This window comes from Rhodoferax saidenbachensis, from assembly GCF_031457975.1.
Lineage (GTDB): Bacteria > Pseudomonadota > Gammaproteobacteria > Burkholderiales > Burkholderiaceae_C > Allorhodoferax > Allorhodoferax saidenbachensis_A.
The window spans coordinates 151,254-163,632 of the sequence record NZ_JAVDXO010000003.1; the positions used below are offsets into that span (position 1 = coordinate 151,254).

Annotated in this window: 15 protein-coding genes; 9 read left to right on the top strand and 6 right to left on the bottom strand. The window is 61.1% G+C overall.

What is annotated here, in order from left to right; genetic code table 11:
- Entirely contained in the window at positions 1–1,011 is a 1,011-nt protein-coding gene (locus tag J2X15_RS08730; protein ID WP_310341607.1) for an inorganic phosphate transporter, read from the top strand.
- Here the strand turns inward: J2X15_RS08730 and J2X15_RS08735 are convergent.
- Complete coding sequence (locus tag J2X15_RS08735; RefSeq protein ID WP_310341609.1) at positions 992–1,465, bottom strand: TM2 domain-containing protein; 474 nt, start codon at positions 1,463–1,465, stop codon at positions 992–994. The two genes, J2X15_RS08730 and J2X15_RS08735, sit on opposite strands and share 20 nt — an antisense overlap.
- Positions 1,462–1,995, bottom strand: coding sequence for a GNAT family N-acetyltransferase (locus tag J2X15_RS08740; RefSeq protein ID WP_310341610.1), 534 nt, complete (start codon positions 1,993–1,995; stop codon positions 1,462–1,464). Before J2X15_RS08740 ends, J2X15_RS08735 begins: the two co-directional genes overlap by 4 nt.
- A 119-nt stretch (positions 1,996–2,114) precedes the next feature.
- On the opposite strand from J2X15_RS08740, the gene rpsP reads away from it, so the two are divergent.
- From rpsP to J2X15_RS08770, 6 genes are all read left to right on the top strand, one after another.
- Positions 2,115–2,366, top strand: coding sequence for a 30S ribosomal protein S16 (gene rpsP, locus J2X15_RS08745; protein WP_310341612.1), 252 nt, complete (start codon positions 2,115–2,117; stop codon positions 2,364–2,366).
- A 57-nt stretch (positions 2,367–2,423) separates the two neighbouring features.
- Entirely contained in the window at positions 2,424–2,987 is a 564-nt protein-coding gene (rimM, locus tag J2X15_RS08750) for a ribosome maturation factor RimM (RefSeq protein WP_310341614.1), read from the top strand.
- 11 nt (positions 2,988–2,998) lie between these two features.
- Entirely contained in the window at positions 2,999–3,745 is a 747-nt protein-coding gene (trmD, locus tag J2X15_RS08755) for a tRNA (guanosine(37)-N1)-methyltransferase TrmD (RefSeq protein WP_310341615.1), read from the top strand.
- Between the two features lie 115 nt (positions 3,746–3,860).
- The gene (rplS, locus tag J2X15_RS08760; protein WP_105260385.1) at positions 3,861–4,232 is read left to right on the top strand and encodes a 50S ribosomal protein L19; all 372 of its coding nucleotides are present in this window, start codon (positions 3,861–3,863) and stop codon (positions 4,230–4,232) included.
- A gap of 110 nt (positions 4,233–4,342) precedes the next feature.
- Entirely contained in the window at positions 4,343–5,020 is a 678-nt protein-coding gene (locus J2X15_RS08765) for a CoA pyrophosphatase (protein WP_310341618.1), read from the top strand.
- Between the two features lie 58 nt (positions 5,021–5,078).
- On the top strand, positions 5,079–5,999 hold the full coding sequence (locus tag J2X15_RS08770) for a CobD/CbiB family protein (RefSeq protein WP_310341620.1): 921 nt from the start codon (positions 5,079–5,081) through the stop codon (positions 5,997–5,999).
- Here the strand turns inward: J2X15_RS08770 and rsgA are convergent, their stop codons facing one another.
- Genes rsgA through J2X15_RS08785 form a run of 3 tightly spaced genes read right to left on the bottom strand, consistent with a single transcriptional unit; the run spans position 6,000 to position 8,571 of the window.
- The gene (gene rsgA / locus J2X15_RS08775) at positions 6,000–6,929 is read right to left on the bottom strand and encodes a ribosome small subunit-dependent GTPase A (RefSeq protein ID WP_310341622.1); all 930 of its coding nucleotides are present in this window, start codon (positions 6,927–6,929) and stop codon (positions 6,000–6,002) included.
- 9 nt (positions 6,930–6,938) lie between these two features.
- Positions 6,939–7,277: a 4a-hydroxytetrahydrobiopterin dehydratase gene (locus J2X15_RS08780; protein ID WP_310341624.1), complete on the bottom strand. Its 339-nt coding sequence runs from the start codon at positions 7,275–7,277 to the stop codon at positions 6,939–6,941.
- A 1-nt stretch (position 7,278) separates the two neighbouring features.
- Positions 7,279–8,571, bottom strand: a complete 1,293-nt coding sequence (locus J2X15_RS08785; RefSeq protein ID WP_310341626.1) for a M48 family metallopeptidase — start codon at positions 8,569–8,571, stop codon at positions 7,279–7,281.
- Positions 8,572–8,607: 36 nt separating this feature from the next.
- On the opposite strand from J2X15_RS08785, the gene orn reads away from it, so the two are divergent.
- Positions 8,608–9,189 carry an oligoribonuclease gene (orn, locus tag J2X15_RS08790; RefSeq protein WP_310341628.1) on the top strand — a complete coding sequence of 194 codons (582 nt, stop codon included), beginning with the start codon at positions 8,608–8,610 and terminating at the stop codon, positions 9,187–9,189.
- 233 nt (positions 9,190–9,422) lie between these two features.
- Positions 9,423–11,339: a DEAD/DEAH box helicase gene (locus tag J2X15_RS08795; RefSeq protein WP_310341629.1), complete on the top strand. Its 1,917-nt coding sequence runs from the start codon at positions 9,423–9,425 to the stop codon at positions 11,337–11,339.
- Positions 11,340–11,409: 70 nt separating this feature from the next.
- Here the strand turns inward: J2X15_RS08795 and J2X15_RS08800 are convergent, their stop codons facing one another.
- Entirely contained in the window at positions 11,410–12,279 is an 870-nt protein-coding gene (locus J2X15_RS08800; RefSeq protein ID WP_310341633.1) for an NAD(P)-dependent oxidoreductase, read from the bottom strand.
- Positions 12,280–12,379 lie beyond the last annotated feature (100 nt).

Sequence of the window (12,379 nt, forward strand, 5' to 3'; positions counted from 1 at the left end):
ATGCAAAACGTACAGGCAGCCCTGTGGGTGGTGATGTTGCTGGTGGCGCTGGCCATCATGTTCGACTTTATGAATGGGTTTCATGATGCAGCGAACTCGATTGCGACCGTGGTTTCCACCGGCGTGCTCAAGCCAGGCCAGGCGGTGCTGTTCGCCGCTTTTTTTAACCTGATTGCCATTTTTATCTTCCACCTGAGTGTGGCCGCCACGGTTGGCAAAGGCATTGTGCAGCCTGGTGTGGTGGACGTGCACGTGGTGTTTGGGGCGCTTGTCGGAGCAATTTCCTGGAACGTGATCACCTGGATTTACGGCATCCCAAGCTCGTCGTCGCACGCGCTGATCGGTGGCATCGTCGGCGCGGTGATTGCCAAGTCCGGCGCTAGTGCGCTGGTGTCCGAGGGCATTTTGAAAACCGTGGCGTTCATCTTCATCTCGCCTTTGCTGGGTTTCGTCCTGGGGTCGATGATGATGGTGCTGGTGGCCTGGGTGTTCCGGCGTGCTCGGCCATCCCGCATTGACAAGTGGTTCCGCCGCTTGCAGCTGCTGTCGGCTGGCGCCTACAGCCTGGGCCACGGCGGCAACGATGCGCAGAAGACCATTGGCATCATCTGGATGATGTTGATTGCAACAGGGTATGTGGCCGCAGAAGACAAGTCGCCACCCTCATGGGTCATCATCTCCTGCTACATGGCCATTGGCGCAGGCACCATGTTTGGTGGCTGGCGCATTGTGAAAACCATGGGCCAAAAAATCACCAAGCTCAAGCCCGTGGGAGGCTTCTGCGCCGAAACCGGCGGGGCCTTGACATTGTTTCTGGCCACGGCGCTGGGTGTGCCCGTGTCGACCACGCACACCATCACGGGTGCGATCGTCGGCGTGGGCTCCACCCAACGCGCCAGCGCGGTGCGCTGGGGCGTGGCGGGCAACATTGTGTGGGCCTGGGTGCTGACCATTCCTGCTGCCGCGTTTGTGGCCGCAATTGCCTACTGGGTCAGCCTGCAGATTTTTTAAGCGGTGCCGGTTGCGACAGCGACTGGGCATCCTCCATCTGGTATTCAAAGTAGCGTTGAAAGCTGAAGGCAATGCTGGCCATCAGCACCGTGGTGCCCACGGCCAGCGCGGCACCAACGCCCAGAATGGTGACCCAGTTGGTGGCGCCGGCCGGCGCGTCGACCGGGGCCTGCGCATTGAAGCGTTGGTTCCACTTTTCTGGTGCCATCAGCCCGTAGACGATGGCGTTCAGCGCGCACCCGGCCAGGGTAAAGCCCAGCATGGGAATCAGCAGCCAGCTCCACAGATCGTCCACACCCAGGCTGCGTGCGCGCCATACCCCATACGCACCCAGCAGTGTTGGAATGGGTAGCAGGCGAGCCAGCGCGTCGTAACGCTCCAACAGGTACCAGCGGTGCAGGCCCAGGGCACCCAGCAAGAAAGTCAGCCACACGGCCAGCGTTTTGTTTTTCATGCAGCCACGTTCGCAGCAGGGGTGCTGTTGCCTGCGCCGATGAAGCGTTCCATTAGCACCACGTCCAGCCAGCGCTCGAACTTCCAGCCACATGCGGTCAGCACACCGACTTGTTGGAAGCCGCAGCTGCGGTGCACGCCGATGGAGCCCTGGTTGCCAGAGTCGCCGATCACGGCAATCAATTTACGGACTCCGGCGCGTTCGGCCTGGGCCATCAACTCCTGCAACAGCAGGCGGCCCAAGCCACGGCCTGCGGCCGCCGGTGCCAGGTAAATCGAGTCTTCGGCTGAGAAGCGGTAGGCCGGGCGGGGCTTGAACCAATTGCAGTAGGCAAAGCCGATGACCCCGGTGGCATCTTCCAGCACCAAGTAGGGCAATCCTTTGGCGAGCACATCGGCCCGGCGCCCTGCCATGTCGGTTTCTGTGGGGGGCGTGATCTCAAAAGTACCGGTGCCATGGAGTACGTGGTGGGCGTAAATGGCGGTCATGGCGCTCACGTCGGCATCGGTGCTGGGGCGAATTTTTGTCATGAAGATGGAAAACGTTATAATGGAGAGCTATTCAGAGTGTCACTGGCCGGGTGGTCAGTTGCGTGTCTCAACTTTGAATTTAATGGCTGAATCTTTTTCAGTCACCCAAAGGATAAATCATGGTCGTCATTCGACTCGCCCGTGGCGGTGCAAAAGCTCGCCCGTTTTTCAATATTGTTGTTGCTGACAAGCGCACCCGTCGTGACGGCCGCTTCATTGAGCGTATCGGTTTTTACAACCCTATCGCTACCGCCAACGAAGAAAGCATCCGCATCGCCCAGGATCGCTTGACGTACTGGAAGGGCGTTGGCGCCCAAGCGTCTCCCACCGTGGAACGCCTGATCAACCAAGCTGCTAAAAAAGCAGCCTAATTGGTTTTGTCGGTCACGCGGTGTAAGCTGCCTGACCGACACCATTGCCCCCAAACCATGCTCGCTGGCCTCGAAGCTGCTGAACTGCCAGCGGACGCCATTGAAGTAGGGCGCATCGCAGATGCGTGGGGAATCAAGGGCTGGTTCAAAGTCCTGCCCTACAGCGCCGACCCCGAGGCGCTTTTTTCTTCCAAGCGCTGGTTTCTGTTGCCGACTGAAAAAGGTGTCAAAACCTTTACCGGTACGGTGCAACTGGCCGTGAAGGAAGTCAAAGAACACTCAGACACCGTGGTGGCCAGTGCCATTGATGTTGATGACCGCAATGCCGCTGAGGCTTTGCGTGGTGCGCGCATCTTTATTTCTCGCGCCAGCTTTCCCACCGCCGCCAAAGACGAGTACTACTGGGTTGACCTGATTGGCCTGAACGTAGTCAATCGCCAGGACGAAGAATTGGGCATCGTGCGCGAACTGCTGTCCACCGGGCCACAAACCGTGTTGGTCATCGAGTACCAACTGGACGGCAAACCTCAGGAGCGCATGATTCCGTTCGTCTCCGCCTATGTGGACGACGTGGACCTGGCGGCCAAGCGTATCCGTGTGGACTGGCTTGCTGACTACTGAGCGACAAGCGCATGCGCTTTGATGTCATCACGCTGTTTCCCGAGCTGTTTGAACCCTTTCTCAAGATAGGCATCACCCGCCGCGCTTACGAGACCGGTCAGGTGCAGGTGCAACTGACCAACCCCCGTGACTTTGCCAGCGGCAACTACCGCCGCGTGGACGATCGGCCCTTTGGCGGCGGCCCCGGTATGGTGATGATGGCGGAGCCGCTGGAAAAAGCGGTGCAGGCCATACGCGCCAGCCGCGATGACAACGCGCCCGTGCTGCTGTTTTCCCCGATTGGCCAGGCCCTGAATCATGCCACCGTGGAGCGCTGGTCCGCTAGTGAAGGCGCCATTCTGGTGTGTGGCCGCTACGAAGGTATCGACCAACGCTTTATCGACCGCTACGTCGATGGGCAAATTAGCTTGGGCGACTTTGTGCTGTCGGGTGGTGAGGTCGCGGCCATGGCCATGCTGGATGCCATTGCACGCCTGCAGCCCGGTGTGTTGAGCGACGCTGACAGCCACCACCAGGACAGCTTCAACCCGGCGCTCGATGGTTTGCTGGACTGCCCGCATTACACCCGCCCGGAAACCTGGTCAGAGTTGCCCGTGCCTGCCGTTTTAATGTCCGGCCACCATGAGCAGATCGAGCGCTGGCGACGCGAGCAGCGCCTGGCGCTGACTGCGCAGCACCGCCCCGATTTGCTAAATACTGCGCGCCAGCAAGGCTTGCTGGACAAGCGCGACGAGCAGTATTTGGCTGGCAAGTCCTGAGCTTGCTATAATGGTGGGCTAACCGATCCTCTGCTCGGCCAGGCCACGCTTCTTTGGGAAGGCTGTGGTTGGTACCAATTCCGGTGCCGGCGCTTGCAAGATCACGAAGGAAATCATGAACCTGATCCAAACTCTTGAGCAAGAAGAAATTGCTCGCCTGGGTAAAACCATCCCAGAATTCGCCCCCGGTGACACCGTGGTGGTGAGCGTGAACGTTGTTGAAGGCACACGCAAGCGCGTGCAGGCTTACGAAGGTGTTGTGATCGCCAAGCGCAATCGCGGCCTGAACAGCGGCTTCATCGTGCGCAAGATCTCCAGCGGCGAAGGCGTGGAACGTACATTCCAAACCTACAGCCCTCTGATCGCCAGCATCGAAGTCAAGCGCCGTGGTGACGTGCGCCGTGCCAAGCTGTACTACCTGCGCGACCGCAGCGGCAAGTCGGCTCGTATCAAGGAAAAACTGCCAGCAAAGAAGACAGCCGCGTAATTCAACGCACTGTTTTTTGGCAAGAAAGCCGCCCCAGCATTGTCTGCGGCGGCTTTTTTCATGGCCGTTCGAACTGGCCTATTGTTGTTGTGTGATGGGTATGATTTCGTGTGACTGTCCCTTCCCTGTTTGATCCCAGTCTGGTACCTGTCGTCAGCACAGACCACCATCTGCCGGCCGTGGCTCCGCAGGCGCTGCAGAGTGCCGCATTGCGGCTGCGCTTTGCCCATCCACCTGCCTGGTCGCCCCAGTTCCATACCGAACCCAAATTTTCTAGCCGGGCCCCAGCCCACGCGTCGGTGTTGATCCCCTTGGTGATGCGCGACGAGCGGCTCACCGTGTTGTTGACCCAGCGCACGGCGCATTTGTCCAGCCATTCCGGGCAGGTTGCGTTTCCTGGTGGCAAGGCCGACCCGGAGGATATAGATGCCGTGGCCACGGCATTGCGCGAGGCGCAGGAAGAGATTGGCTTGGATCCCAGTCATGTGGAGGTGATTGGCAGCATGCCCACCTACACCACGGGCAGCGCGTATGTGGTGACCCCGGTGGTGGCATTGGTGCACCCCGGCATGGTTCTGACACTGAATGCCGACGAGGTGGCTGATGCGTTTGAAGTACCACTCTCGTACCTCATGGATCCTGCCCACCACCGGCACCATGTGGTGGAGTGGGAGGGCGCACGCCGCCATTGGCTCTCCATGCCGTACCAGGATGGCGCGCATCAGCGCTTTATCTGGGGTGCCACTGCGGGCATGCTGCGCAATCTGTACCAATTTTTGCTGCTCTAGCCGTGCCAGGGCTGGTCAGGGGGCGGGGCGGCGTTGGTCAGGTCGCTATGATTGCCGCATGAGTTTTATCTCCATTTTGTTGGCCTTGTTGTTGGAACAGGCCAAGCCCTTGCCCCAGATCAATCCGGTGCATAACAGCGTGCGCAACTGGGTGCGCTGGGTGATGCGCAATTTTGACGCGGGCAAGCCCCAGCATGGCTGGTTGGCGTGGTCCTTGGCAGTGTCTGGCCCGTCATTGCTGGTGCTGGGTGTGCACTGGTTGTTGGTCTGGCAATTGGGCTGGGCGTTTGCGGTGGTGTGGAACGTGGCCATCCTGTACGCCACCTTGGGGTTTCGGCAGTTCAGTCACCATTTCACCCAGATCCGCGATGCGCTGGATGCCGGTGACGAAGCCGCGGCGCGCGAAGCGCTGGCGGGCTGGATGCGCATTGATGCCAGCGCGCTGCCGCGCAGCGAGATCGTGCGCCACGTGATCGAGTACTCGGTGCTCAGCGCGCACCGCCATGTGTTTGGTGTGTTTGCCTGGTATTCGCTGTTCGCCGCTCTGGGCTTGGGCCCTGCGGGCGCGGTGTTCTACCGCGTCAGCGAATACATCTCGGTGTTTGCCAAGCGGCCCACGCGGCCCGAGCTGCCCCCGGTGAGCGACGCTGTGCGTGACCAGGCCGCGCGTGCCTGGGCGCTGGTGGACTGGTTGCCTTCGCGTGTGACCGCACTGAGCTTTGCTTTTGTGGGCAGCTTTGAAGAGGCCGTGGACAGCTGGCGCCGCCACGAAGCGGTGCACCCGCTGGACAACGATGGTGTGGTGTTGGCGGCCACTGCCGGCGCCGTGAATGTGCGGCTGGGCCAAGATGACCCTGCGGCCAGCGGTCAAGTGCCCGAGCCCGCCCACTTGCGGGCCGTGGTGGGCCTGGTATGGCGCACTGTGGTGATGTGGATGGTGTTCCTGGCGCTGCTGTCGCTGGCCCGCCTGCTGGGCTGATCAGTAGCGCTTCTGCGATAGCTCGGAGAACAGGTCGCTATAGATTTTGTAGCGATGTGCGCCGATTCCATGAGGGCTGGTGCCCTCTTTGACCTTTGAAATCACACCGCATCCCGGCTCATGCAGATGGCTGCAGTTGTAGAACTTGCACTCTTGGGCGTGTGCCTTGATGTCAGGCATCAGGCTGGCCAAGTGCATGGGGTCGATGTGGTTGAGCCCAAATTCCTGAAACCCCGGTGAGTCAATCACGGCCGTCGTCCTGGCCGCGTCCACCCAATACAGGTTGGTGCTGGTGGTGGTGTGTTTGCCGGAGTTCAGCGCGGTGGAGATTTCGTTGGTCAGCACCTGCGCGTTGGGAATCAAGCGGTTAATCAGTGTGCTCTTCCCCGAGCCAGACGGCCCAAGCACCAGCGTCGTCTTGCCCTGCATCAGCGGCATCAGCGCGTCCAGTTCGGTGGCGATGATGCCATCGGCCTTGGGCTTGAGGGCGAGAGGGACCACCTGGTAGCCCATCTCGCGGTAGGCGCCCATGCGCTCCCATGCGCGGCCAAAGGGCTCGGTCAAATCACTTTTGTTCAGCGCGATGATGGGGCGGATCTTCTCGGCCTCGGCGGCGATCAGCGCGCGGCTGAGCTGGCTTTCGGAAAACTCGGGCTCGGCCGCAATGAGGATCAGCACCTGGTCCAGGTTGGCGGCGAACGACTTGGTGCGGATTTCGTCCTGGCGGTAAAACAGGTTGCGACGCGGCAGCACCTTTTCGATCGTGCCCTCGTCCTGCGTGGCCTGCCACAGTACTTGGTCGCCGACCACGGTCTGGCTTTTCTTGCCGCGTGGGTGGCAAATCAGGCGGCGGCCATCGGGTGTCTCCACCCACACGTGGCGGCCGTGGCCTGCCACGACGATTCCGGGTTCCAGTTGGGGCGCAGCCAAAGCGGTGGCCTAAGACGCCAGCAGCGCGTCAACCAGCGCGGCGCATTCGAAGTCGGAGCGCGACACACCATGCACGTCGTGCGTGTTGAAACGCACGCTGCAGCTGCCGTAGGTCACCAGCAGTTCGGGGTGGTGGTCCTGCTGCTCGGCCATATAGGCTACGGCGTTCACAAACGACATGGTTTTGAGGAAGTTGTCGAAGCGGTAGGTTTTTTCGATGGCCACATCGGCGCCGTCGCCATGCAATTTCCAACCGTTCACCTTGGTCAGGCTCGCTATGATTTGTGTAGCTGTCAGCGCAGTGCGGACGGGGGCTGGAGGCGATTTTTGCTCTATATCTTGGGTCATATCAGGTTCCTGCAGCAGGGGGGAGCATGCGGCCCAGGCGCTCGGAGGCAGGAGGGTGCGAGTAGTAGAACTTCACGTACACCGGGTCGGGCGTCAGCGTGGAGGCATTGTCCTTGTAAAGCTTGAGCAGGGCCGAGGACAAGTCGGCGCCGCTGGTGTGGGCCACGGCGTAAGCATCGGCTTCGAATTCGTGTTTGCGCGACAGCTGCGCAAACACCGGGCCGACAAAGCTGCCCAACAGCGGCAGCACCATCATGAATAGCAGCAGGGCCAACGCGTCGTTGGCGCCCGTCATGCTGGGCACCACGCCCAGGCCGGTATAGAACCAGACCTGCTGGCTGACCCAGCCCAAGAGCGCAAAGCCCAGCAGGCTCAGGCCAAACAGCGACGCCATGCGTTTGACGATGTGCTTGTGCTTGAAGTGCCCCAGCTCATGCGCCAGCACGGCGTCCACCTCGGCCGGGCTCAGCTGCGCCAGCAGGGTGTCGTAAAACACCACGCGCTTGGAGGCGCCAAAACCGGTGAAGTAGGCATTGGCATGCGCGCTGCGCTTGCTGCCATCCATCACGTAAAAGCCCTTGGAGGTGAAGCCGCAACGGGCCATCAGTGCCGACACCCGGTCTTTCAATGCCACATCGTCCAGTGGTTTGAACTGGTTGAACAGCGGCGCAATCCAGGTGGGGTAGACCAGCAGCATGAGCAGATTGAAGCCCATCCACACGCCCCAGGTCCAGACCCACCAGTAGGCACCGGTGGCGCCCATCATCCAGACCACGAGGGCGGCAATGGGCAGGCCAATCACTGCACCCACCAGGGTGGACTTGAGCAAGTCCTGCAACCAGAGCTTTGGCGTGGTCTTGTTGAAGCCAAAACGCTGCTCCAGCACAAAGGTGCGGTACAGCGTGAAGGGCAGGTCCAGCACCGAGCCGATCACCATGAACGCGGCCAGCAGGGCGACTTGTTGTAGCACGCCGGGCGCCATCCACAGCAGCAGGGTTTGGTTGAGCCAAGACAGGCCCCCCAGCAGCGTCCAGCCCAGCGTTACCGCGGTGCCAAAGGCCAGTTCCAGCAGGCCCAGCCGCCCTTGGGCGATGGTGTAGTCGGCGGCCTTGTGATGGGCTTCCAGGCTGATTTGCGCGCTAAAGGCGGGGGGCACGGTGTCACGGTGCTGGGCCACATGGCGCACCTGGCGTGTGGCCAGCCAGAACTTGAGCAGCACGCTGGCCAGCAGGGCCACGACAAAAGCCGCCGTCATCAGGATGGAGGAAGAGGCAGCAAGAGAAGCATCGGTCATGGCGCCAGAGTTTAGGCCATCGGCGACAATGGCGGCATGGCTGAATCCAACACCCCCACAAGCGCCGTATTGGCAAAATCTGATAAAAACCTCGTCTGGCTGGACTGCGAAATGACCGGCTTGGAGCCCGAGGTGGACCGCGTCATCGAAATCGCCGTCATCGTGACCGACCCGGATCTGGTCGTTCGCATAGAAGGCCCGGTACTGGTGATCCACCAGACCGACGCGCAGCTTGACAAGATGGACGCCTGGAACAAAGGCACCCATGGCAAGAGCGGCTTGATCGACAAGGTCAAGGCGTCCACTACCACCGAAGCCGAAGCCGAAGCACAGCTCATCGCCTTCCTCAGCCAGTACGTGCCGACCGGCGGTTCTCCCATGTGCGGCAACAGCATCGGCCAGGACCGCCGCTTCCTGGTGAAGTACATGCCCAAGCTGGAGGCCTTCTTCCACTACCGTAACCTGGACGTGAGCACGCTCAAGGAGCTGGCCAAGCGCTGGAAGCCCGGCGTGGCCGAGTCGTTTAAGAAACAGCAAAAACACACGGCGCTGGCCGATGTGCACGAGTCGATTGACGAGCTGGTGCACTACCGAACGCACTTTTTGAAATTGGATTAGGTAGAAACCCGAATCCGTGTAATAATCGAAGGCTTCGCAGGTAACGCAGTTGGCGGCCCGCGAATTTTGCACATCTCCCTTCATTCACCGGGCTCGCTTTTTAACAAGCGATATACGCCCCCAGCACTGATACCCCCACGGCGGGGCAGAGCAGGTTCCGTTTGATGGTTGATGTTTTTTAACCATTGACGGAGCAGTCGCACAACCTGCGGCGCTCGCGTGTGAGAAAAAATATGACTGACGCTTTTGAAGTGACAGGCGAATTCGCGCCTGCCGAAAACATTTCCATGCCCGCAAACACCGTGGAGTCCACCGGCGAAGCTGCCGAACTGGACGCTGCTGACGCGGTAGAAACCGTCGAAGCCCCCAACGGTTTCGTTGAACTGGGCCTGGCCCCTGAGCTGGTGCAAGCCTGTAAAGACCTGGGCTACACGCAACCGACCGTGGTGCAAAAGAAGGCCATTCCTTTGGCCATGGGCTCCGATGTATCCAAGGGTCAAGCCGCCAAGTTCATCGACTTGATGGTTTCCAGCCAGACCGGTAGCGGCAAGACTGCCGCCTTCCTGTTGCCCGTGTTGCACACCCTGCTGACCCAGATGGCGCAAGCCGAAGCCGACGAACGCGCAGAGTTTGAGCGCCTGACCGCTGAGGCCCTGGAAAAAGGTGAGCCCGCCCCCAAGCGCCCCAAGCGCAAGGACCCCACCAATGCCCGCAACTTCAAGGCCCCCACCCCCGGCGCCCTGATCGTTTGCCCCACCCGTGAACTGGCCCAACAAGTAGCGCACGACGCTATCGACCTGGTGCAACACTGCCGCGGTCTGCGCGTGGCCAACATCGTGGGCGGCATGCCTTACCAGTTGCAAATCGCCAAGTTGCAAAACGCCAATCTGGTGGTTGCCACGCCCGGCCGTCTGCTGGATCTGCAACGCTCCATGCAAATCAAACTGGACCAAGTCCAGTTCCTAGTGGTGGACGAAGCCGACCGCATGTTGGACCTGGGCTTCTCCGATGACCTGGCTGAAATCAACCAGCTGACCATCGACCGCAAGCAAACCATGATGTTCAGTGCGACCTTTGCACCTCGCATCCAGCAGCTCGCTGCCCGCGTGATGCGCGAACCCCAGCGCGTGACCATCGATAACCCCCAAGAAAAACACGTCAACATCAAGCAAGTGCTGCACTGGGCCGACAACGCCCAGCACAAACGCAAGCTGCTGGACCACTGGTTGCGCGACACTGGTATCAACCAGGCTATCGTGTTTGCCAGCACCCAGATCGAGTGCGATGGCTTGGCCAACGACCTGCAGCAAGACGGCTTTGACGCTGTGGCCCTGCACGGTGCCCTGAGCCAGGGGCTGCGCAACCGCCGCCTGATGGCCCTGCGCCAAGGCCAGGTCCAGATCCTGGTGGCAACCGATGTGGCTGCCCGTGGTATCGACGTGCCCACCATCACCCACGTGTTCAACTTTGGCCTGCCCATGAAGGCTGAGGACTACACCCATCGCATTGGCCGTACTGGCCGTGCCGGGCGCGATGGCCTGGCCATCACGTTTGCCGAAATGCGTGACCGCCGCAAGATTTTCGATATCGAAGCCTACACACGCCAGCCCATCAAGGCTGAAACGATTCCTGGCCTGGAGCCGCAGCAGCGTGCGCCAGAGTCACGCCCCAGCTTTGCGGGTCGTGCCAATCCAGGCGGCGGCTTCGGCGGCGACCGTGATCGCAAATTCAGCAACGGCCCCCGCGAAGGTGGCTTTGGTGGCAACCGCGGCAATGGCGGCGGCTTCGGTGGACGCCCACCCGCTGGTGCTCCCCGTGATTTCGGCCACAGCGCACGTGACTTCGGTGGCGCTTCCCGCGAAGGCTTCAGCTACGAACGCAAGGGTGGTTTTAACGACCGCTTTGCCGGCCAAGGTGCTCCCCGCGGTGACGCACGTCCTCCCCGTGGCGACTTCCAACCTCGTGGTGACTTCCAAGCCCCACGTGGCGATTTCGGTGCCCCTCGCGGTGACTTTGGCGCTCCCCGTGGTGACTTTGCGGCCCGCAAGCCTGCCTTCGGCAAGCCTACCGGCTTTGCCAAGCCCGGCAACGGTGGCAAGGTGTTCGTGCCCCGTGACGCCAAGAAGCGCCCCGCACGCAACACCGACTGATCACACCCGATCAGTCCCACAAAAAAGGCCTCGTAAGAGGCCTTTTTTTCGTCTGAATGATGGACGTTTGTCAGGCCATGCCGTTGCGGCTGGCCAGCTCCACAAACAGCCCCGCATGGTCCAGGTCGGCCAGGCCGTGGTCTATGCCCTGGGCGTAGAGCTGCTCAAACAGGGCGGTGATGGGCGCATCAAAACCCACTTCGCTGGCGGTGGCCAGCGCGTTGCGCAGGTCCTTGATCTGTACGGTCATGCGGGCGCGCGGCGCAAAGTCGCGGTCCACCATGCGTTGGCCGTGCACCTGCAAGATGCGGCTGTCGGCAAAACCGCCAGTGATGGCTTCCTTCACCTTGCCCATGTCGGCACCACCGCGCTCGCACAGCAGCAGGGCCTCGGCCACCACGCCAATGGTGGCGCCCACAATCATCTGGTTGGCCAGTTTGGTGAGTTGGCCGGAGCCAATGGGGCCCACGTGGGTGGGGCGACCAAACACCTTGAGCACCGGCACCGCACGTTCAAAATTGCCCGCCTTGCCGCCCACCATGATGGCCAGCGTGCCTTGCTCTGCACCCACGGTGCCACCTGAGACCGGCGCATCCAGGTATTCCACGCCCAATTCGCTCAAACGAGCGGCGTGGTCTTTTGCCTCGATGGGCTTGATGGATGACATGTCTACCAGCAGGGTGCCGGGCGCAATTGCGGCTGCTGCTCCCAGGTCGAACAGCACGTGGCCCACCACACCGCCATGGTCCAGCATGAGGATGACCAGCTCGGCGTCTTTGACGGCCTGGGCGGGGGTGGTGTGCACGGTAGCGCCCAAGGGTGCCAGTTGCTCGGCTTTGTGCCGGGTGCGGTTCCACACGTGAACCGAATGCCCGGCCTCACACAGGCGGCGACCCATGGGCAGGCCCATGAGGCCGATGCCGAGTAATGCTATTTTCATGGTGACTCTTGTGCTCCTCGGCACAAGAATAGCGCCACCCGCCGCAAGGCGGGTGTCAGGGGGTATTCAAAGGCTGTCGAATCCCTGACAGCCTGTGGCC

What these genes read in the sequence shown, in the direction of transcription:
- J2X15_RS08730 (WP_310341607.1), top strand. Translation starts at nt 1, where the DNA reads ATGCAAAACGTACAGGCAGCCCTGTGGGTGGTGATGTTGCTGGTGGCG.
- J2X15_RS08735 (WP_310341609.1), bottom strand. Translation starts at nt 1,465, where the DNA reads ATGAAAAACAAAACGCTGGCCGTGTGGCTGACTTTCTTGCTGGGTGCC.
- J2X15_RS08740 (WP_310341610.1), bottom strand. Translation starts at nt 1,995, where the DNA reads ATGACAAAAATTCGCCCCAGCACCGATGCCGACGTGAGCGCCATGACC.
- rpsP (WP_310341612.1), top strand. Translation starts at nt 2,115, where the DNA reads ATGGTCGTCATTCGACTCGCCCGTGGCGGTGCAAAAGCTCGCCCGTTT.
- rimM (WP_310341614.1), top strand. Translation starts at nt 2,424, where the DNA reads ATGCTCGCTGGCCTCGAAGCTGCTGAACTGCCAGCGGACGCCATTGAA.
- trmD (WP_310341615.1), top strand. Translation starts at nt 2,999, where the DNA reads ATGCGCTTTGATGTCATCACGCTGTTTCCCGAGCTGTTTGAACCCTTT.
- rplS (WP_105260385.1), top strand. Translation starts at nt 3,861, where the DNA reads ATGAACCTGATCCAAACTCTTGAGCAAGAAGAAATTGCTCGCCTGGGT.
- J2X15_RS08770 (WP_310341620.1), top strand. Translation starts at nt 5,079, where the DNA reads ATGAGTTTTATCTCCATTTTGTTGGCCTTGTTGTTGGAACAGGCCAAG.
- J2X15_RS08780 (WP_310341624.1), bottom strand. Translation starts at nt 7,277, where the DNA reads ATGACCCAAGATATAGAGCAAAAATCGCCTCCAGCCCCCGTCCGCACT.
- J2X15_RS08785 (WP_310341626.1), bottom strand. Translation starts at nt 8,571, where the DNA reads ATGACCGATGCTTCTCTTGCTGCCTCTTCCTCCATCCTGATGACGGCG.
- orn (WP_310341628.1), top strand. Translation starts at nt 8,608, where the DNA reads ATGGCTGAATCCAACACCCCCACAAGCGCCGTATTGGCAAAATCTGAT.
- J2X15_RS08795 (WP_310341629.1), top strand. Translation starts at nt 9,423, where the DNA reads ATGACTGACGCTTTTGAAGTGACAGGCGAATTCGCGCCTGCCGAAAAC.
- J2X15_RS08800 (WP_310341633.1), bottom strand. Translation starts at nt 12,279, where the DNA reads ATGAAAATAGCATTACTCGGCATCGGCCTCATGGGCCTGCCCATGGGT.